Origin of the sequence: Rhizobium sp. N122 (assembly GCF_002211295.1) — a bacterium.
Classification (GTDB): domain Bacteria; phylum Pseudomonadota; class Alphaproteobacteria; order Rhizobiales; family Rhizobiaceae; genus Rhizobium.
This window is the reverse complement of record NZ_LOKU01000014.1, coordinates 30,837-49,188: the sequence shown is the minus strand read 5'-3', so window position 1 is coordinate 49,188 and position 18,352 is coordinate 30,837. Positions and strand designations below refer to the sequence as shown.

The 18,352-nt window shown below is 61.6% G+C and carries 20 protein-coding genes; 14 read left to right on the top strand and 6 right to left on the bottom strand.

Annotated elements, in window-relative coordinates; translation table 11 throughout:
• Positions 1 to 14: 14 nt before the first annotated feature.
• The 12 genes from ATY75_RS13085 (at position 15) to ATY75_RS13030 (ending at position 10,406) form a co-directional block, all read left to right on the top strand.
• Positions 15 to 311, top strand: coding sequence for an STAS domain-containing protein (locus ATY75_RS13085; protein ID WP_003588585.1), 297 nt, complete (start codon positions 15 to 17; stop codon positions 309 to 311).
• Positions 308 to 673: a chemotaxis response regulator CheY1 gene (gene cheY1 / locus ATY75_RS13080; RefSeq protein WP_003570362.1), complete on the top strand. Its 366-nt coding sequence runs from the start codon at positions 308 to 310 to the stop codon at positions 671 to 673. Before ATY75_RS13085 ends, cheY1 begins: the two co-directional genes overlap by 4 nt.
• A gap of 16 nt (positions 674 to 689) precedes the next feature.
• Positions 690 to 2,993 carry a chemotaxis protein CheA gene (locus tag ATY75_RS13075; RefSeq protein ID WP_088937875.1) on the top strand — a complete coding sequence of 768 codons (2,304 nt, stop codon included), beginning with the start codon at positions 690 to 692 and terminating at the stop codon, positions 2,991 to 2,993.
• Positions 2,994 to 2,997: 4 nt separating this feature from the next.
• The gene (locus ATY75_RS13070; RefSeq protein ID WP_088937874.1) at positions 2,998 to 3,465 is read left to right on the top strand and encodes a chemotaxis protein CheW; all 468 of its coding nucleotides are present in this window, start codon (positions 2,998 to 3,000) and stop codon (positions 3,463 to 3,465) included.
• Positions 3,462 to 4,370 carry a protein-glutamate O-methyltransferase CheR gene (cheR, locus tag ATY75_RS13065; RefSeq protein ID WP_064836531.1) on the top strand — a complete coding sequence of 303 codons (909 nt, stop codon included), beginning with the start codon at positions 3,462 to 3,464 and terminating at the stop codon, positions 4,368 to 4,370. Before ATY75_RS13070 ends, cheR begins: the two co-directional genes overlap by 4 nt.
• Positions 4,367 to 5,410 (top strand): protein-glutamate O-methylesterase CheB, encoded by a 1,044-nt coding sequence (cheB, locus tag ATY75_RS13060; RefSeq protein ID WP_088937873.1) that lies wholly within the window; start codon positions 4,367 to 4,369, stop codon positions 5,408 to 5,410. Before cheR ends, cheB begins: the two co-directional genes overlap by 4 nt.
• Positions 5,411 to 5,800, top strand: coding sequence for a response regulator (locus tag ATY75_RS13055; protein WP_003556488.1), 390 nt, complete (start codon positions 5,411 to 5,413; stop codon positions 5,798 to 5,800). It begins immediately after the preceding gene.
• Entirely contained in the window at positions 5,797 to 6,351 is a 555-nt protein-coding gene (gene cheD, locus ATY75_RS13050) for a chemoreceptor glutamine deamidase CheD (RefSeq protein ID WP_088937872.1), read from the top strand. Before ATY75_RS13055 ends, cheD begins: the two co-directional genes overlap by 4 nt.
• Positions 6,352 to 6,367: 16 nt before the next feature.
• The gene (locus tag ATY75_RS13045; RefSeq protein ID WP_003584234.1) at positions 6,368 to 6,757 is read left to right on the top strand and encodes a hypothetical protein; all 390 of its coding nucleotides are present in this window, start codon (positions 6,368 to 6,370) and stop codon (positions 6,755 to 6,757) included.
• Positions 6,758 to 6,867: 110 nt separating this feature from the next.
• Complete coding sequence (gene fliF / locus ATY75_RS13040) at positions 6,868 to 8,559, top strand: flagellar basal-body MS-ring/collar protein FliF (RefSeq protein WP_088937871.1); 1,692 nt, start codon at positions 6,868 to 6,870, stop codon at positions 8,557 to 8,559.
• 344 nt (positions 8,560 to 8,903) lie between these two features.
• Positions 8,904 to 9,650: a helix-turn-helix transcriptional regulator gene (locus ATY75_RS13035; protein WP_064836537.1), complete on the top strand. Its 747-nt coding sequence runs from the start codon at positions 8,904 to 8,906 to the stop codon at positions 9,648 to 9,650.
• A 9-nt stretch (positions 9,651 to 9,659) separates the two neighbouring features.
• Entirely contained in the window at positions 9,660 to 10,406 is a 747-nt protein-coding gene (locus ATY75_RS13030; RefSeq protein WP_088937870.1) for a helix-turn-helix transcriptional regulator, read from the top strand.
• 100 nt (positions 10,407 to 10,506) lie between these two features.
• Here ATY75_RS13030 and ATY75_RS13025 read toward each other — a convergent pair whose 3' ends face one another.
• From ATY75_RS13025 to motA, 6 genes are all read right to left on the bottom strand, one after another.
• Positions 10,507 to 10,950 carry a hypothetical protein gene (locus tag ATY75_RS13025; RefSeq protein ID WP_064836541.1) on the bottom strand — a complete coding sequence of 148 codons (444 nt, stop codon included), beginning with the start codon at positions 10,948 to 10,950 and terminating at the stop codon, positions 10,507 to 10,509.
• 5 nt (positions 10,951 to 10,955) lie between these two features.
• The gene (gene flhB, locus ATY75_RS13020; protein WP_088937912.1) at positions 10,956 to 12,035 is read right to left on the bottom strand and encodes a flagellar biosynthesis protein FlhB; all 1,080 of its coding nucleotides are present in this window, start codon (positions 12,033 to 12,035) and stop codon (positions 10,956 to 10,958) included.
• A 290-nt stretch (positions 12,036 to 12,325) separates the two neighbouring features.
• A complete protein-coding gene (gene fliG, locus ATY75_RS13015; RefSeq protein WP_064836543.1) occupies positions 12,326 to 13,366 on the bottom strand; it encodes a flagellar motor switch protein FliG in 1,041 nt (346 codons plus the stop codon).
• Between the two features lie 28 nt (positions 13,367 to 13,394).
• The gene (gene fliN / locus ATY75_RS13010; protein WP_088937869.1) at positions 13,395 to 13,979 is read right to left on the bottom strand and encodes a flagellar motor switch protein FliN; all 585 of its coding nucleotides are present in this window, start codon (positions 13,977 to 13,979) and stop codon (positions 13,395 to 13,397) included.
• A gap of 65 nt (positions 13,980 to 14,044) precedes the next feature.
• Positions 14,045 to 14,995: a FliM/FliN family flagellar motor switch protein gene (locus tag ATY75_RS13005; protein WP_088937868.1), complete on the bottom strand. Its 951-nt coding sequence runs from the start codon at positions 14,993 to 14,995 to the stop codon at positions 14,045 to 14,047.
• The gene (gene motA, locus ATY75_RS13000; protein WP_012556597.1) at positions 14,996 to 15,868 is read right to left on the bottom strand and encodes a flagellar motor stator protein MotA; all 873 of its coding nucleotides are present in this window, start codon (positions 15,866 to 15,868) and stop codon (positions 14,996 to 14,998) included.
• 254 nt (positions 15,869 to 16,122) lie between these two features.
• Here motA and flgF point away from each other — a divergent pair, with 254 nt between their 5' ends.
• Positions 16,123 to 16,857 (top strand): flagellar basal-body rod protein FlgF, encoded by a 735-nt coding sequence (flgF, locus tag ATY75_RS12995; RefSeq protein WP_003588556.1) that lies wholly within the window; start codon positions 16,123 to 16,125, stop codon positions 16,855 to 16,857.
• A gap of 95 nt (positions 16,858 to 16,952) precedes the next feature.
• Positions 16,953 to 18,350, top strand: a complete 1,398-nt coding sequence (gene fliI, locus ATY75_RS12990; RefSeq protein WP_088937867.1) for a flagellar protein export ATPase FliI — start codon at positions 16,953 to 16,955, stop codon at positions 18,348 to 18,350.
• The last annotated feature ends 2 nt before the right edge of the window (positions 18,351 to 18,352 follow it).

Below are 18,352 nucleotides of genomic sequence, written 5' to 3'. Positions count from 1 at the left end.
ACAAGGAAAAGCTGATGGTAGCAAAGAAGAGTGGCAAGACGCTGGATCTGACAGCGGTGCTCGACCTCAACGAGGCTTCCGCCTTGCGCGATAAACTCCTCTCCCTCAGGGGCAGCGGTCTGTCGATCGACGCTTCCGGTGTCGAACGGATCGGTGCTCTTTGCGCCCAGGTTCTGATGTCCGCCGAGAAGACCTGGGAACAGGACAAGCAGCCATTCACCTTTTCCAAGGTGTCCGACGCATTTCAGAAAACCATGCAGCTGGTGGGCGTCAATATTGATCACCTGCTTGCCAAGGAGATTCGGCAATGAAGAAAAAAGTTCTTACCGTGGATGATTCCCGCACCATCCGAAACATGCTTCTCGTGACGCTCAACAATGCCGGCTTCGAGACGATCCAGGCGGAAGACGGCGTCGAGGGTCTGGAAGTTCTCGAAGAGTCCAATCCTGACGTCATCGTGACCGACATCAACATGCCGCGCCTCGACGGTTTCGGCTTTATCGAAGGTGTCCGCCGCAACGAGAAATATCGGGCGATCCCGATCCTGGTCCTGACCACCGAAAGCGACGCGGAAAAGAAGAACCGCGCCCGCCAGGCCGGCGCCACCGGCTGGATCGTCAAGCCTTTCGACCCGGCCAAGCTGATCGATGCCATTGAGCGTGTAACCGCTTAAACCAGGATTTTCTCCTATGGATATGAACGAAATCAAAGAGATCTTTTTCCAGGAGTGCGAGGAACAGCTCGCCGAGCTGGAATCCGGTCTTCTGAAAATGAATGATGGCGATCGCGATCCGGAAACCGTCAATGCGGTGTTCCGTGCCGTGCACTCGATCAAGGGTGGCGCCGGCGCCTTCGGCCTTGATGATCTGGTCGCCTTCGCCCATGTTTTCGAGACCACTCTCGATTGCGTTCGATCCAACAAGCTTGAGCCGACCCAGGACGTCCTGAAGGTGATGCTGAAGTCGGCCGACGTGCTCGCCGACCTGACCAATGCTGCGCGCGACGGCGGCAGCGTCGATGAAAGCCGCAGCCGCGGCCTGGTCAAGGAACTCGAGGCTTTGGCCAACGGCGAACTGCCGTCTCCCTCGGCATTGGCCGAGGCGCCGACGCCGAAGGCCGCCGCAAAGCCTGTAGCCAAGGCCGCCCCGGCCGCTGCCGCACCCGCCCCCAAGCCGACCGACGACAGCGGCTTCCAGCCGGTGCCCTTTTCCTTCGACGATTTTGGCGGCGAGAGCGATGCGGGCTCGGCCATGCCGGCCTATGAAGTCATCTTCAAGCCGCGCTACGAACTCTATTCCAAGGGCAATGACGCCACGCTGTTGCTGCGCGATCTCTCGCGCCTCGGCGAAATGACCATCTATTGCAACAGCGATGCTCTGCCGGGCCTCGATGAACTCGATCCGGAAGGCGCGTATTTCTTCTGGAACGTCACGATCAAGACGGACAAGGGCGAGGACGCCATTCGCACCGTCTTCGAATTCGCCGAATGGGACTGCGAACTGACGGTGAAGCCGGTCGAGGACGCACGGGCTGAGGCGACCAGCAACGACGAACTGCCGATGGTGCCGGTTCCCTTCGATCTGTCGATCCTGGATGAAGCCGGCGCAGCCGAAGACGTTTCCGGCGCTGCCGCCGCCGATACGGCCGCCGCCGTTGCCGCTGCCGAGACTGCCTCCAATGTCACGCAGATGGCTGCAGCCGCCGCCCGCGTCGAGAAGAAGGAATCGGCAGCCGCCGCAGCGGCCGCTGCCAGTGCCGCCGCCGCCCAGAACAATGCCGCCGGCGCCGGCCAGACGATCCGCGTCGATCTCGACCGTGTCGACCGCCTCATCAACCTCGTCGGCGAACTGGTCATCAACCAGGCGATGCTGTCGCAGAGCGTCATCGAGAATGACACGACCGGCACCTCCTCGATCAATATGGGCCTCGAGGAGCTGCAGCAGCTCACCCGCGAGATCCAGGACTCGGTCATGGCGATCCGCGCGCAGCCGGTGAAGCCCGTCTTCCAGCGCATGTCGCGTATCGTCCGCGAAATCGCCGACATGACCGGTAAGTCGATCCGCCTGATCACCGAAGGTGAGAACACCGAAGTCGACAAGACGGTTATCGACAAGCTGGCCGAACCGCTGACTCACATGATCCGCAATGCCGTCGACCATGGCATCGAAACGCCGGAAAAGCGCGCCGCCGCCGGCAAGAATACCGAAGGCACGGTCCGCCTGACCGCCAAGCATCGTTCGGGACGCATCCTGATCGAGCTCGCCGACGACGGCGCCGGCATCAACCGTGAGAAGGTCCGCCAGAAGGCGATCGACAACGACCTCATCCCGGCCGATTCCAATCTGTCGGACGAGGAAATCGACAACCTGATCTTCCTGCCGGGCTTCTCCACCGCCGACAAGATCTCCGACATTTCCGGCCGCGGCGTCGGCATGGACGTCGTCAAGCGTTCGATCCAGGCGCTCGGCGGCCGCATCAACATCACGTCGAAGCCGGGCCACGGCTCGGTCTTCACCATGAGCCTGCCGCTGACGCTCGCCGTCCTCGACGGCATGGTGGTCACCGTCGCCGGCCAGACGCTGGTCGTGCCGCTGACGGCGATCGTCGAAACCCTGCAGCCGGAAGCCTCCGCGATCCACTCCTTCGGTGCGAACCACCGGCTGATCTCGATCCGCAACTCGTTCTGCCCGCTGGTCGATGTCGGCCGCATCCTGAACTTCCGTGCGACCCAGGCCAATCCGGTCGAGGGCGTGGCGCTTCTGGTGGAATCCGAAGGCGGCGGCCAGCGCGCCCTGATGGTCGACGCCATCCAGGGCCAGCGCCAGGTGGTCATCAAGAGCCTGGAAGCCAACTACACTCATGTGCCGGGCATTGCCGCCGCCACCATTCTCGGTGACGGACGCGTCGCTCTCATTCTCGATGTCGACGCGGTTGTCGGCGCCTCGCGCGGCCAGTCGCTCAAAGCAGAAATGTCGTTAGCAGCGGTAGGGTAAGGGAATGTCGTACGCCGTGAAAAATCTGAACGAGGGGGATCGCGAGCTGATCGCGTTCCGCATCGGGGATCAGGAATTTTGCGTGAACATCATGTCGGTTCGCGAGATCCGGGGCTGGACCCCGGCGACCGCGATGCCGCACTCACCTGGCTATATGCTCGGCGTCATCAACCTGCGCGGCGCGGTGCTGCCGATCATCGACCTTGCCGCCCGGCTCGGCATGAAGCCGGCCGATCCGACCGCCCGTCATGTCATCATCGTCGCCCAGGTGCGGCGCAAGGTCGTCGGTCTGCTGGTCGACGCCGTGTCCGATATCCTGACGGTGACCGACGAAACCATCCAGCCGACGCCCGAGATCTCCTCTGAGCTCGAGCGTCAATTTGCCCGCGGCATTCTCGCCATCGAGAAGCGCATGATCTGCCTGATCGAACTCGAATCCCTCTTTCCCGAGACCGAAAGCGAAGCCGCATGAACGCAATGGGCGCAAAAGATCAGAGGCAGGGAGCCGACGAGGTTCTGGCAAGCGGAGAATATCCGCTGACGCGCCGCGATCTCACCGAGATCGCCGCGATGATCTATTCGGATGCCGGCATCTTCCTCAACGAGACGAAGGCCTCGCTGGTCTATTCGCGCCTGTCGAAGCATATCCGCAATCTCGGCCTGTCCGGCTTCCGGGAATATTGCGAGCTTGTCGCTTCGCCGGCCGGTGCTGCGCCCCGCCGCGAGATGCTGTCGCATCTGACGACCAATTTTACCCGCTTCTTTCGCGAAAACCATCATTTCGACCACCTGCGCGACCATGTCCTGCCGGAGCTTCTGCAGCGGGCGAAATCGGGCGGCAGGGTGCGCATCTGGTCGGCCGCCTCCTCCGACGGGCAGGAGCCCTATTCGATCGCGCTCACCGTGCTGTCGCTGATGCCGAATGTCGCCGATTACGACTTCAAGATCCTGGCAACCGACATCGACCCGAAGATCCTGGCGATCGCCCGGGCCGGCGCTTATGACGAAAATGCGCTCGAAACCGTTTCGCCCGCCATGCGCAAGCAATGGTTCAGCGAAGTCGAGGTGCAGGGCCGCAGGAAGTTCCAGGTCGACGACCGCGTCAAGCGGCTGATCACCTACAACGAGCTGAACCTGATGGCGCAATGGCCGTTCAAGGGCAAGTTCGACGTCATCTTCTGCCGCAACGTCGTCATCTATTTCGACGAGCCGACGCAGATGAAGATCTGGCAGCGTTTCGCAGGCCTGCTGCCGGAGGGCGGTCATCTCTATATCGGCCATTCCGAGCGTGTGTCCGGCGAGGCGAAACACGTCTTCGACAATATCGGCATCACCACCTATCGCTACACCGCCAAAGGTCACGGGAGGAAGGCATGAGCGCTCCGGCAAGGGTTCTCGTCGTTGACGACTCCCCGACGATGCGGGGGCTGATCACCGCCGTTCTGAGTTCCGATCCCGAGGTCAACGTCATCGGCCAGGCCGGCGATGCGCTGGAAGCGCGCGAGGCGATCAAGCGGCTGAACCCCGACGTCGTGACGCTCGACATCGAGATGCCGAACATGAACGGCCTCGATTTCCTCGAAAAGATCATGACGCTGCGTCCGATGCCTGTGATCATGGTATCGACAATGACCCATCGCGGCGCCGAGGCGTCGCTGGCCGCGCTCGAGATCGGCGCGTTCGACTGCGTCGGCAAACCGGCGCCGGGCGAACCTCGGCCCTTCGGCGACCTCGCCGAGAAGGTCAAGGCTGCCGCGCGCACGCAGCGCCAGTTTTCCCAGCCGGTTGCTGCTCCAACGCCGCCGCCCTCCGTCGCCGATTTCCGCGTCGGTCGCAAGATCGTCGCCATCGGCTCGTCCACAGGCGGCGTCGAGGCGCTGATCACCGTGCTGCAGAAGTTTCCGGCCAATTGCCCGCCGACCGTCATCACCCAGCATATGCCGCCGACCTTCACCAAGAGCTTCGCCGAACGCCTGAACCGTCTCTGTGCGCCGGTGGTGCAGGAAGCGACGGACGGCGCGCGTCTCGAAATCGGCAAGATCTATCTGGCGCCGGGCGGCGAGCGTCATCTCCAGGTCAGCAACGCCGCGGCGCCCTGCTGCCGCCTCGTCGACCGGGCGCCGGTCAACGGCCACCGCCCATCGGTCGACGTGCTGTTCGATTCGGTCGCCGAGCTGGCGGGCCGCAACGCCGTCGGCGTGATCTTGACCGGAATGGGCCGCGATGGCGCCGCCGGATTGTTGAAAATGCGCCACGCCGGCGCCAGAACACTCGGCCAGAACGAAAAAACCTGTGTCGTTTACGGAATGCCAAGGGTTGCTCATGAACTTGGCGCCGTTGAGCAGCAGTTGCCCCTGTCTGCCATCGGTGAAGAAATATTGAAAATGACAGCCGCCCGAAAGGAAGGGACCGAATAAATGTCGATCGCGGAGAAAATCAAAGTTCTGATCGTCGATGATCAGGTAACGAGCCGCTTGCTGCTCAGCGACGCGCTGACCCAGCTCGGCTTCAAGCAGATCACGTCCGCAGGCGACGGCGAGCAGGGCATGAAGATCATGGCCGAGCAGCCGCATCACTTGGTGATCTCGGACTTCAACATGCCGAAGATGGATGGCATCGGCTTCCTTCAGGCCGTGCGCACCAACCCGAACACCAAGAAGGCGGCCTTCATCATCCTCACCGCCCAGGGTGACCGCGCACTGGTGCAGAAGGCGGCCCAGCTCGGCGCCAACAACGTGCTCGCCAAGCCGTTCACGATCGAGAAGATGAAAGCGGCCATCGAAGCCGTGTTTGGAGCCCTGAAATGATCACTGAGGGGGCAGCCCGCCGCGTGCACATCATTCAGGGCGAGTACAAGGTTCTGAGCGATCCGAATGCGGTCCTCTCGACCATTCTCGGCTCGTGCGTGGCTGCGTGCCTCAGAGACCCTGTCGCCGGTATCGGCGGCATGAACCACTTCTTGCTGCCCGGTTCGGCGACGTCGCCGACCTCCGGCGGCGATGCCACGCGTTACGGCGTGCATCTGATGGAACTGCTGATCAACGGTCTCCTGAAGCAGGGCGCCCGGCGCGACCGGCTGGAAGCCAAGATCTTCGGCGGCGCCAAGACGATCTCGACATTCTCCAATGTCGGTGAGCAGAACGCGGCCTTCGCCATGCAGTTCCTCAGGGATGAAGGCATTCCGGTGGTCGGCTCCTCCACAGGCGGCGACCATGGACGCAAGCTTGAATTTTGGCCGGTCTCCGGTCGCGCCCGGCAATATCCGCTGACCGGCGCCGAAACGCAGAGAACCGTCGCTCTCGAGCAACGCCCCGCCGCTCCGCCGAAGCCCGTCGAAACCAGTATCGAATTTTTTTGATGGCGAGGATTTTCATATGACATTTAACCCGGTGATGGAGCCGCCTGCGCCTGTTGAAGCGTTGAGCGACATCCTGATGCGCATCGTTTCGGAACTGCACGATGTCGCCTATCTCATCGAGCGCATCGAGCCGCAGCTTCTCGATCTCGGCGGCGCTGAAATCCTCAATTCGCCGGATGCCATGAAGGTCATGCAGGGCATTGATCTCGCCGTGCAGAAATCGCGCGGCCTCGCCGAGTTCATCGACACCATCACCGGCGAAATCCCGCACGGCTGGGCAGTCGACGTCGCGACCGCGCTCAGCCTCGTCAAGCTGGCGGAAATGCAGAAGGCGCTGGGCGGCGCCACACGCCACGGCCATTCCCAGCCCCTGAGCAAGGCAGCCGGCGACTTCGATTTCTTCTGACCCTCCAGGGGCGGCGCCCCCTTTACGAAACGCTCGCGCAAGTTTCGCCGATTATTCGTCAGATGAGGCAATAAGCCTGCTTTGTCTTTGACGAATCGTGCGAGAACAGAATGAATCTGTTAAATCAATTAGTTCAGATCTTTAAGAACTTCGGCTCCCTTGGCCGAACACGCCTGATGATTCTCGGAGGCGTTGGTGCCGTCTCCATCGCAATCGTCCTTGCGGCCGCCCTTTTCGTCAACAAACCGGCACAGGAAACGCTCTACGTCGGCCTGGATTCTCCCGATCTCAACCAGATCAGCATGGCGCTCGCCGAAGCCAACATCAATTTTCAGGTCGGCACGGACGGTTCCAGCATCAGTGTCCCCGCGGGGATGACGGGCAAGGCCCGCCTGATGCTTGCCGAGCGCGGCCTGCCGAACAGCGCCAATGCCGGTTACGAACTCTTCGACAATGTCGGCTCGCTCGGCCTGACCTCCTTCATGCAGGAAGTGACGCGGGTTCGCGCGCTGGAAGGCGAAATCGCCCGCACCATCCAGTCGATCTCGGGTATCACGGCCGCGCGCGTACATATCGTCATGCCGGAGGTCGGAAACTTCCGCAAGCAGGAGCAGAAGCCGACCGCTTCCGTCATGATTCGCGCGAGTGCGGCCACCGGACGAAGTGCTGCGACTTCGATCCGCCATCTCGTCGCCTCGGCCGTGCCGGGGCTTGACGTCGATGACGTGACGATCCTCGATTCCGCCGGTCAGCTGCTCGCCTCCGGCGACGAAGCCAGCAACAGCTCGCTGAACCGCTCGCTCAACATCGTCCAGAATGTCCAGCAGGAAGTCGAATCCAACGTCGACAAGGCGCTCGCACCCTTCCTCGGCATGGACAACTTCCGCTCCAGCGTCACCGCCGACCTCAATACCGACGCCCAGCAGATCCAGGAAACGACCTACGATCCCGAATCCAAGGTCGAACGCTCGGTCCGCTCGACCAAGGAAGCCCAGCAGTCGCAGCAGAAGCAGTCCGACAGCGCGACGACGGTCGAGCAGAACATTCCGCAGGCGGCCCCCGAGGCCGGTGGTTCGGCGGGGCCTGAATCGCAGGACAAGTCCGACAAGCGCGAAGAGCAGACCAACTACGAAATCAACAGCCGGACGACGGCGACGACCCGCAACAGCTACAAGGTCGAGAAGCTTTCGATCGCCGTGGTGGTCAACAAGGGCCGCATCGCCAAGATGGTCGGCGAGCCTGCCGATCAGGCCAAGATCGATGCCTATCTTGCCGAAATGAAGACGATCGTCGCTTCGGCGGCCGGCATCGACGCCAAGCGCGGCGACGTCGTCACCGTCACGGCCATGGACTTCCTCGAGAACCAACTGCTCGAAGACGCCACCGGCGGTGTCCGCGTCATGGACATGCTGAGCCGCAACCTTGCCGGCATCATCAACTCGCTCGCCTTCGTCGCCGTCGCCTTCGTGGTGGTCTGGATGGGCCTGCGGCCTCTGGTGCGCAGCGTCAGCGGCAATGGCAGTTCGTCGGTTCTCGGCGACGCCACGCCGGAGGCGGCCGGCCTCGAGCTTCCGGATTTTGCGCCGGCAGCCGGCGCCCCCGGAGGTGCCCTCATGGACGGCTTCGGATCCGACTTCGGCTTCGACAGCACCGAGGATCTGCTCAGCCTCGGCGACGACGACGGGAACTTCAACCGCCGCGTCAAGGAAGGCCCGGAACGCAAGCTCTCCCGCATGGTCGAGATCAACGAGGAACGCGCCGCGAAAATCCTCCGGAAATGGGCGATCGACGAGGCAGCGTAAGACAAAAGGCCGGGCAACCGGCCTTTTTCATATTGGTGCCCCGCGTTATTTCCTCCAACAGGATAGATGTCGGCTCCCGGACTCGCGTAAAACGCGAATGAAGTTGCGATGCAGCCAGAATCACCGTAGCCTTCCCAATAGCTTGAGGGCTGGAAATGATCGTCGAATCAGTGCATGGGCGGCAGCGTAAGTAAATCCCTAGAAGTCGGAGATGGTGATTTGCATCGGCTGGCTTACCCTTGGGTGATTCGAAATGGGATTCGAGCGGGACTTGAATTGAATCCCTTGCAGAAAAATTGCTGTTGCACCGAGTTTGATCGTTTCTCAGCCGCAGGACATTGCCAATGGATATGGATGTAATTCAGGCGAGCAAAGGCGAGAGGCAAATGGCGAATTTCGCGAGCGCGGTAGTGCCGGATTTGTTGCCGCGTGATCAACTGCTCCAGCGCCTGCACGGCGTCGCCAACACTGGCAGGTTGCAATCCGGTCTGCGCGCACTGACGGAGTATGTCGGCGCTTCGCACTACCTTCTGGCGCGCTGCGATCTCATCCAGGAAAGCGGTCTCGATTTCATTGTTTCGTCGGATTGGCCTTTCGACCTGGTGAGGGATATCGCCAATGACCTGGTTCGCGGCTATGCCCGTTCGACGGAGCTGGAAAAATGCATGCAGGTGTTCCAGCCGAATTTTGCTCTCATGCCTGACAATGCCGACGTGCCGGACGGCGCCAGCCGCCAGTATTGTTCTGTCACCTTCAATGTCGGCCGGTCGCGGCTGGCCCTGATGTTCCTGTTCGGCGAGGGGTTCATCCTGTCGCCGGAGCGCCTGCGGGATGTGGGCCTGCTTGCAGGTTATGTCGCGAGTTTCCTGCGCTGTGGCGGGACGAAGGTCGATCGCGATTTCGATTTGACCGACCGCGAGCTGGAATGCCTGTTCTGGATCGCCGAGGGCAAGACCAGCGACGAGATCGCGATGATCCTCGGCATTTCCCGCAATACCATCAACAACTACATTACCAGCGTGATGCGCAAGACGGCGACCAAGACCCGGTCCGAGGCCATTGCCTTCGCCGTCCGCAATAATCTCGTGTAGGGGGAATCCATGGCGCATCCATCAGCCAGGACGATGAGCAGCGCCGATCAGCTGCGCATGGTGCGTGTGAACAGGATTTCCAGCCGGTCCGATCTTTTTCCGCGGCTGATTGCGATGCAGAAGCTCGCCGATGCTCAAGGCTTCGCGATCTTCCGCGTCAGCGGGGCAGGCCTTCCGGCAAAACAGCGCCTTGTCTGCGAGCTCGAGAACTGGGGGTCTTCCAATGCCGGTTTCGGCAAGGCCTTCACCGACGCCTACGGCGATATCCTTCTCGACCACATCGAAAAGTCGTTGCTGCCGCTCTCATGGGCCGGCGGTCACGACCGTGCCGCACCCGGTCCTGCCGACTTCGCGCCGTTCATGACGCGGCTGCAGGACGGTATCGTGCCTTTTTCCGGCCTTGCCTTTCCGGTGCGGCTCGGCGCCGTCGGCAACGGTTTCATCGTTTTCACCGGCGATGAGCTCGATCCGTCGAGCGATACGATCGTCGAGCTGCACGGTCGCTGCTGCCATATCATGATGGATCTGCTCTCGCTCGACGAACGCCGCACGGCGGCCGCCGAAGCGCTCAGCGAACGCGAGATCGCCTGTCTCCAGCTTGCCGGCGACGGCCGCATCAGCGAAGAGATTGCCGACAAGCTCGGCCTCTCCGTGCACACCGTGAACGCCTATCTCGGCTCGGCGACCATCAAGCTCGATTCCGTCAACCGCATCCAGGCGATCGCCAAGGCGATCCGGCTCGGCTATATCAGCTGAGCCCGCTCAGCCATTTCAGTTGAGCCCCGCCGAGCTCAGCTGAAGCGGATGGATCTGCTCTCGAAAGACCGGATGAAAGCTCTTATGTCTTGATGAGAGGTCAGCCCGCCAGCGCCCGCGGCGCCTGGTTGACGTTGTAGCGCGATTCCCGAAGGCTCTTTTCGAGGAAGCGGGTGTTCTCATCGGGATCGGCCGAGGGATCCTGGAACGCGATATGGTTGATCTCGATGCCGGCGTGATCTTCGGCCAGGGTCAGCTGCGCATAGACGGTGACGCCGCGCGGTTTGATTTCCAGATCGAGAACGACTTCGGGCTTGCCGCCCCACTCCAGCGTATAATTGCCGCCCAGGCCGAAATTCACCGTGCCCGGATGAAAGAAAAGCTCTGCCGCCGAAGCGACGAGATCGGAAAGATTGCCGTAATACTCGAAGCGCAGCAGCGAAATAAGGTCAGAAGCATCCAGAAGGCGCAGTTCCGTGGCGACCGGGCTGATCGCAACTGCGAGGATTTTTTCACGCTGGGTAGAGTGGGGGCATTTTTTCATTCGGCTTATCTTACCCGTTTGTTCTTGGCGTCTGCGGCGTAGACCCGGTGGATCAGCTCCGCAACGGCCTTATAGAAGACTGACGGTATGACACTATCGATCGAGACTTGCGCAAACATGGAGCGTGCAAGCGGCGGATCCTCGAACACCGGGATGCCGTTTTTCTCGGCAATCTCCCTGATTTTGAGCGCAATCAGGTCCTGGCCCTTGGCCAGCACCACCGGTGCGTCGTTTTCTTCGCGCGCGTAACGCAGCGCCACGGCATAGTGCGTCGGGTTGGCGATGACGAGCGTCGCCCGGTGCACGTTGGCGATCATGCGCCGGCGCGCGCGGTCGCGCATCAGCGAGCGCTGCCGGCCCTTGACGAAGGGGTCGCCCTGCGCCTGCTTGTTTTCTTCCTTGATTTCGTGCCGCGTCATCTTCAGCTCGGTGAACCAGTGATGGCGCGTCCAGAAGACATCGGCGATCGCCACGACCGCGGTGGCGATCAGCACGACGATGATGATCTTGCGCATCGCCGTCGAGATCCGCGCCAGGATCGTCTGGGGGTCGGAAAACATCGCGTCGATCGAGCTGAAATACTCGCTCCTCAGCACGAAAAACAGGATGACCCCGACGACGACGACCTTGAACAGGGATTTGCCGAACTCGACGAGGCCCGGCAGGCTGAACAGCCGTTCCCAGCCTTTGGCGGGAGAGATGCGCGAGGCCTGCGGCCGGATGCGTTCGAGCACCGGCGTCGGCAGGTTCTGGAAGACGGAGGAGGCGATGCCGAACACCATGAACAGGATGAGGGCAGGGGCCAGCAGCGCCGCAGTGGCCCAGCCCAGCCTGACGAACAGCGAAAGGACATCCGGCCCCGTTTCGATCTTCCACTGGTCGGGCTGCTCGAAGATGTCGCGCAGCGTTTCAGTCATGCGCCCGACGCCGTCGGGGAGGAAGAACACCAGATAGATATAGGTGGCAAGGATGGTGGCGAAGATCGACAGCTCGCGCGAAAACGGCACGTTGCCTTTCTCAGCCGCGTCGGATTGCTTTTTCGCGGTCGGGGCTTCTGTTTTGCTGTCCTTGTCATCGTCTGCCAAGACGCGGCCCTCCGTCAATGAAATTGGCCGCAGCATCAAAACAATGAGCTAAAGCGCGTCGCCGGAACCGAGGTTCTCCGCGACGCGCTTTAAAGCGCAGCCAGTCACTTGAAGGGTAGTCGCCTGCGACACGGCGATCAACGGCCGCTTTGCCGCACGCCGGATTTGTCAACAGTCTCGGAGTTCCAATGCATGTCGCCCGCAAGTGCGTCGCGGTTCCGGGATAACGACATGCATAAGACAAGGAGCCAAAGCGGGTCGCATGAACGAAGTTCGATGCGCGACGCGCTTTAGGCGGCTGCCGAAGCGTCGCCTTCCTTCTCCTTGAGCTCGATCTGGCCGGAGTTGGCCAGGCGAATCGCTTCCTGCGCCACGGCGCGCCGAGCAATGGCGATCTCGCGCGGATTGACGCCGCCCATGCCGCTCTGCAGATCCGATTCGATCATGCGGCGCTGGCGCGGGCTGATGGCGGAGAGAACCGATTCGCGGATTTCGGCCGGCGAGCCGCGCAGCGAGACGGTGAGTACATCCGTCGAGATGTCGTTGAGCAGCAGGACGCGGCTGCGCTGCGGCATGTACATGAGGTCCTCGAACAGGAAGATCTTCGGGCGGACCTTGTTGACGGATTCGCGGCTGATCGATTCGAGCGAGGTGAGCAGCGTGTCGACCTGCGGCTTGTCGAGCTCGTTCATGAGATCGGCGACCTTCGTCGAGCCGGCGGCATTGCGCTCTGCCTCGACCTCGGCAAGCAGCGTCATCACCTGGTTCTCGATGATCTGCGCAGCCTTCGGGCTGACGGTCTTCATGTTGACGGTTCGGTTCATGATGTCGGCGCGGCGGTTGTCGGGAAGCTGCAGCAGCACCTTGGCGCCGAAATTGGACGGCATCATCGAAAGAATATAGGCAACGGTCTGCGGATGTTCGCGCAGCAGGAACTGGGCGACGAATGTCGGCTCCGCCTCGCTGAGGCGATCCCAGATCGAGGTTTCGTAGGCCTGGAACGCCGTGCGGCGGCCGAGCAGGCTGTCGACCTCGTCGGGCGTCAGGCCCTCTTCCAGAATGGCTTCGATCGCCTTGGCATTGTCCATCAGTCCGGCGCCCTCGGTGAAGAGGTCTTCGAATTCGCCGACGAGCATCAGGAGCTCGTCCGGCGGGATGGCGCGCAGCGACTGGGCGGATGCGATAATGGTCTGCAGTTCAGCCTGGGTGAAATATTTCAACAGCCGGCCGGCGACGCCCTTTCCCATAGCGAGAAGAACAGCCGCCGCCTTTTCAGCCTGGGTCAACGGTTTCCCGGCTAGCGCGCCGCCGAAATCGTCAAAGTCCATCATGGTCTAACCTCTCCGTCCCACACAGGGATCAGGCTTTTTTCGTACTCAAAACTTCTATCAGTTTCACACCGAATCGGGTGTCGTCGTTATCAAGCACCGTAATTTCGCCGCGGGCAATCCTGCGGCCGTTCACCATGATCTCGACCGGTTCGCCGATTTTCTTGTCGAGGGCGATCGTCGCCCCTTCATTGAGGTTCATCAGGCCGGAGACCTGCATGCGGCTGGTGCCGAGCATGATCTGGACATCGATCGGAATGTCCATGATCAATTCGAAATTGGAATTCAAAGCGCTGCCGAGCGGCGCCGGCGACGCCTCGAAGGAAGCGCTGCTGCCGAAATCCATGCCGGCGGGGGAATCGGCATTGCCAGCACCGAAATCGCCGCCGAAATCGTCGCCGCCGAACGGGCTGTCCGAAATCTCGCCGCCGAAGGCCGCCAGATCGGTTCCGGCTGCGAAGGCGTCGTTCTGCAGGTCGTCGCCAAACTGCGGCAGGTCGCCATCGGCATCCTGCTTCAGCACGCCGCGCAGATCGTCGATCGCCTGGTCGAGATCCGCTTCGCTGCCCGGCATATCCAGGGAGAGGTCGTTCTGCTGTGTTTTCTTCGTAGCCATGAAATCACTATTCCAGTTGAAACTTGCCTCAAACTGCCTTTGCAGCCCAAAAGCCAGAGAACCGATTAATTCATTAAATGACGGATGAGTTCGTCATCCGAGTTCATCGTGTCCTTGACGCGGACCATGTAGTTTTCGCCTGAACGCCCGAACTCGCACACATACAATTCCTTGCTGTTGGCGCTGACCTCGACGCGTACGTCGCCGTGATCGCGGAAGGGGATGACATCGCCGACCATCAGCTTCGAGATGGTGCGCAATGTCAGGTCCTGCAGCCTGATTTTGGCCTCGAGCGTGACATGCGAACGGCGAACCTGGTCGCCGAGCTGTTCGGTCCATTCCGCCGAGCTGCCGCCGGACTGGCGCTTCGGCTTAGGCGGCGTCACCTTGGTCTTGAGCAGCGCCGTCTGCGGAACCATCAACGAAAATTCCGAAACGATGCCGGCAAGGGTAATCGACATATTGATGGCGGCGGCGAATTCGTCCGGGCGGTCCTCCGGCGGCCGGGCGCGCATCTCAAGGGCGTGCGGGACCGAAAGGCTCGGTTCGAAACCGCCAGGCGCATTGACGGCCGAGCGTAGCACCTTGGCGATCTTGTCGAAAACCATCACCGCCAAGTCCATTTCGATGATCGACAGCAGCCGGTCGGCCGGCTCCTCGATCGTATCGGCGGTGGCGCCGAGCAGGTGCTCCATCAGCGTGATGACGAAACCGTTGCCGCAGGCAAGCGTGATGTTCTGCGACCAGTTGCGCAGCGTCACGTCGGCGAGCGTGACGTTCGAGTTCAGGTCGTCGATCAGATGGTTCTTATAGCCGATCTCGCAACCGAGATAATTGACCGTCACGTCGAGGCCGGTCTCGCTCTTGATGACGTCTGGAAAGAATTCGCTGTAGATTGCCCCGAAGGAGCTGCAGATCTTGGCGACCCTGCCTCGGTCGCCGAGCCCGCCCGTCAGCTTGGCGAGAAGGGCAGGATCCATTGCCGGTTTGTCTTGCGAAGCATTGCTCATGGTCATTTAAGCCGCCTTGTTCTCGCCGCCTGGATTCATCATTTCCTGTTCGACCGCATCGATGGACGGACGCTCGTAAGCCGAGATCGTCTTGCGGCCGTATTCGAGAGCGACCTGCGGCACCGAGCCGTTCATGTAGGCAAGCAGCGTCTGCTTGACGATGACGTAGAGGCGGTGCTGCTTGTTGCGGACGATCTTGATCTGGGAGACCAGCGGCGAGCAGACGCAGTAGGACAGGAGAATGCCGAGGAAGGTGCCGACCAGCGCCGAGCCGATCAGATGGCCGAGCACTTCGGGCGAATCGTTGATGTGGGCCATCGCCTTGATGACGCCGAGAACCGCCGCGACGATACCGATCGCCGGGAAGGAATCGCCCATGATCTGGATCGCGTGGTAGGGCTTCATCTTGTCGTGCATGATGGTGTTGAGTTCTTCGTCCATCAGCGCTTCGATCTCGTGGCTGCGGGCATTGCCGATGATGATCAGGCGCACGTAGTCGCAGATGAACGCCGTCAGTTCCTTGTTCTTCAGAACCGTCGGGGCCGACTGGAAAATCGTCGATTCTGCCGGATTGTCGATATGGGCTTCGATTTCGTTTCGCGACTTGGTGCGCAGGTCGCGCATCAAGGAATAGAGCACGCCGAGCGTATCGAGATAATTGCGTTCCTTCGGCACGGCGTGCTTGAAGGCTTCGCCGAGCGCCTTGCCGGAATCCTTCACCACCTTCATCGGGTTCGCCATGATGAAGCTGCCGAGGCCGGCGCCGCCGATGATCACGAATTCGAAGGGCTGGAACAGCGCGTCCACGTGGCCGCCCATTGCCATGAAGCTGCCGATGACACAGCCGCAAGTCACTATAAATCCGATAATGATATTCATCGTCAGCCCAATCTGAACGTTACTTTTCTCTAAGAGGGTTAGGGTTTCTGCCTTGCGTGAGGCTGATGAACGGGCCGCGCGCAAGGCATTTCCGCGTGCCAGCTTCGCGCAAGCATCTGCCGTCAATCTAAAGGAGACGAATGGGTACCCGTACCCGTTTCTGAGATGCCGCCTCAGCGAAATCCCGGCCGAACCCCTTAAGACGACGCCCGGCTTTTCGTTCCGTTCATCGCCAATGCTTGGAGCCTACCGACATGCAATCCGGTCTTTATGTTTCTCTGTCGTCGCAGATGGCCCTCGAAAAGCGCCTGAACACTATTGCGGACAACATGGCGAACGTGAACACGACCGGTTTTCGCGCCACCGAGGTGAAGTTCGACGAGATGGTGGCGGCGACCAAGAACAAGCTGAACACCAAGGTCGCCTTCGTTTCCCAGGGCAACGACTATCTGAACGAGTCGAACGGCGAGCTGCAGCACACCGGCAACATGCTCGATTTCGCCATCAAGGGCGACGCCTGGTTCTCGCTCGATACGCCCGCCGGCCGCGTGCTGACGAGGGACGGCCGCTTCACGCTCAAGGACACAGGCGAACTGGTCTCGATCCGCGGATATCCCGTTCTCGACGCCGGCGGGGCGCCGATCCAGCTCAACTCGAAGGGCGGCGAGCCGGCCGTCGGCACCGACGGCATCATCTATCAGGGCGACCGCCAGGTCGGTTCGCTCGGCCTGTTCGAGGCCGATATCAGCAAGGGTTATCTGCGCTACGAAAACAGCGGCATCATGACCACCGACCAGCCGCGCGCCGTCGTCGACCGCTTCAATGTCGGTGTCGAGCAGGGGTATCTCGAAAACTCCAACGTCAACGCCATGCGCGAGATCACCCAGCTGATCGAAGTCAACCGCGCCTTCGAAAGCGTCTCGTCGCTGATGCGTGACAGCGAAGATTCCTTCAAGGAAGCCGTTCAGACGCTTGGGGGCAGCCGCTAATGCCTGTCGCCCAAAAGTGTGCAGCGGTTTTGGGAGGACGGCATGCATAAGAACAAAGACCGAAAATGTGTCGCATTTTCGGGTGGGATTGAAGCATGAGCACGACGCTACTGTCCGAGGACGCCCTTTCCCCGAAGCTGGCGCATCTGGCGGGCCTCGTCGACCGATACGCATCACCGGAGTTCTCGGTTGCCCATGGCGGTCGCGTGCAGACCATCGCCGCCGGCCACTACACGGTTCGCGGTCTTTCCCGCCATGTTCGCCTGGGCGAGTTCGTCGCTCATAAATCGGCGACCGGCATCCATCTCGGCGAGGTCGTTCGCGTCGAGCCTGATCTGATCTATGTCTGCCCGATCGAGCCGGGCGAGCCGATCGGCATCCACGATACGGTGATCCGCAAGGGCGCCTTCCGGATCTCGCCGTCGGACAGCTGGTGCGGGCGCACTCTCAACTCGCTCTGCGAACCGATCGACGGGCTGGGGCCGATCGCCGAGGGCCTCGACCGCCGCTCGATCTCCAATACCGCCCCGCCCTCGATGACCCGCAAGCGCGTCGAGGCCGGCTTCAAGACCGGCGTGCGCGCCATCGACATCTTCTCGCCGCTCTGCCTTGGGCAGCGTCTCGGCATCTTCGCCGGCTCCGGCGTCGGCAAGTCGACGCTTCTGTCGATGCTCGCCCGCGCCGATGCCTTCGACAAGGTCGTTATAGCGCTTGTCGGCGAACGCGGCCGCGAGGTGCGCGAATTCATCGAGGATACGCTCGGCAGCAATATGAAGAAGGCTATCGCCGTCGTCGCCACCAGCGACGAGAGCCCGATGCTGCGCAAGATGGCGCCGCTGACGGCGGTCACCATCGCCGAGCATTTCCGCGACAAGGGCGAGAACGTTCTGTTCATCGTCGACAGCGTCACGCGTTTCGCCCATGCGATCCGCGAAGTGGCGACCGCCTCCGGCGAACCGCCGATCGCCCGCGGCTATCCCGCTTCCGTCTTCACCGAGCTGCCGCGCCTGTTGGAGCGCGCCGGTCCCGGCCCCGAGGGCGCCGGCACCATCACGGCGATCATCTCGATCCTCGTCGATGGCGACAATCACAACGATCCGATCGCCGATTCGACGCGCGGCATTCTCGACGGCCATATCGTCCTGCAGCGCAGCCTCGCCGAGGAAGGGCGGTATCCGCCGATCGATCCGCTCGCCTCGATCTCGCGCCTGGCCCGCAAGGCCTGGACGCCGGACCAGGAAAAGCTGGTGTCGCGGCTGAAAGTGCTGATCCACCGCTTCGAGGAAACGCGCGACCTGCGCCTGATCGGCGGTTACCGCCAGGGCGCCGATCCCGATCTCGATATGGCGGTCAAGCAGGTACCGATCATTTACGACGTCCTGAAACAGTCGCCGGGCGATCGCGACTCGCCCGATGCCTTTGCCGATCTCGCCGGTGCCCTCAAGGCTGCAGCCGGTATCGGCAATCAGGGCGGAGCCATCCAGAGGAGATAGAC

Coding starts and splice junctions, on each gene's coding strand:
- ATY75_RS13045 (WP_003584234.1), top strand. CDS start 6,368: ATGACATTTAACCCGGTGATGGAGCCGCCTGCGCCTGTTGAAGCGTTG.
- cheR (WP_064836531.1), top strand. CDS start 3,462: ATGAACGCAATGGGCGCAAAAGATCAGAGGCAGGGAGCCGACGAGGTT.
- ATY75_RS13030 (WP_088937870.1), top strand. CDS start 9,660: ATGGCGCATCCATCAGCCAGGACGATGAGCAGCGCCGATCAGCTGCGC.
- cheY1 (WP_003570362.1), top strand. CDS start 308: ATGAAGAAAAAAGTTCTTACCGTGGATGATTCCCGCACCATCCGAAAC.
- ATY75_RS13025 (WP_064836541.1), bottom strand. CDS start 10,950: ATGAAAAAATGCCCCCACTCTACCCAGCGTGAAAAAATCCTCGCAGTT.
- fliG (WP_064836543.1), bottom strand. CDS start 13,366: ATGATGGACTTTGACGATTTCGGCGGCGCGCTAGCCGGGAAACCGTTG.
- ATY75_RS13075 (WP_088937875.1), top strand. CDS start 690: ATGGATATGAACGAAATCAAAGAGATCTTTTTCCAGGAGTGCGAGGAA.
- cheB (WP_088937873.1), top strand. CDS start 4,367: ATGAGCGCTCCGGCAAGGGTTCTCGTCGTTGACGACTCCCCGACGATG.
- ATY75_RS13070 (WP_088937874.1), top strand. CDS start 2,998: ATGTCGTACGCCGTGAAAAATCTGAACGAGGGGGATCGCGAGCTGATC.
- fliF (WP_088937871.1), top strand. CDS start 6,868: ATGAATCTGTTAAATCAATTAGTTCAGATCTTTAAGAACTTCGGCTCC.
- fliI (WP_088937867.1), top strand. CDS start 16,953: ATGAGCACGACGCTACTGTCCGAGGACGCCCTTTCCCCGAAGCTGGCG.
- cheD (WP_088937872.1), top strand. CDS start 5,797: ATGATCACTGAGGGGGCAGCCCGCCGCGTGCACATCATTCAGGGCGAG.
- ATY75_RS13005 (WP_088937868.1), bottom strand. CDS start 14,995: ATGACCATGAGCAATGCTTCGCAAGACAAACCGGCAATGGATCCTGCC.
- ATY75_RS13055 (WP_003556488.1), top strand. CDS start 5,411: ATGTCGATCGCGGAGAAAATCAAAGTTCTGATCGTCGATGATCAGGTA.
- flgF (WP_003588556.1), top strand. CDS start 16,123: ATGCAATCCGGTCTTTATGTTTCTCTGTCGTCGCAGATGGCCCTCGAA.
- fliN (WP_088937869.1), bottom strand. CDS start 13,979: ATGGCTACGAAGAAAACACAGCAGAACGACCTCTCCCTGGATATGCCG.
- ATY75_RS13035 (WP_064836537.1), top strand. CDS start 8,904: ATGGATATGGATGTAATTCAGGCGAGCAAAGGCGAGAGGCAAATGGCG.
- ATY75_RS13085 (WP_003588585.1), top strand. CDS start 15: ATGGTAGCAAAGAAGAGTGGCAAGACGCTGGATCTGACAGCGGTGCTC.
- motA (WP_012556597.1), bottom strand. CDS start 15,868: ATGAATATCATTATCGGATTTATAGTGACTTGCGGCTGTGTCATCGGC.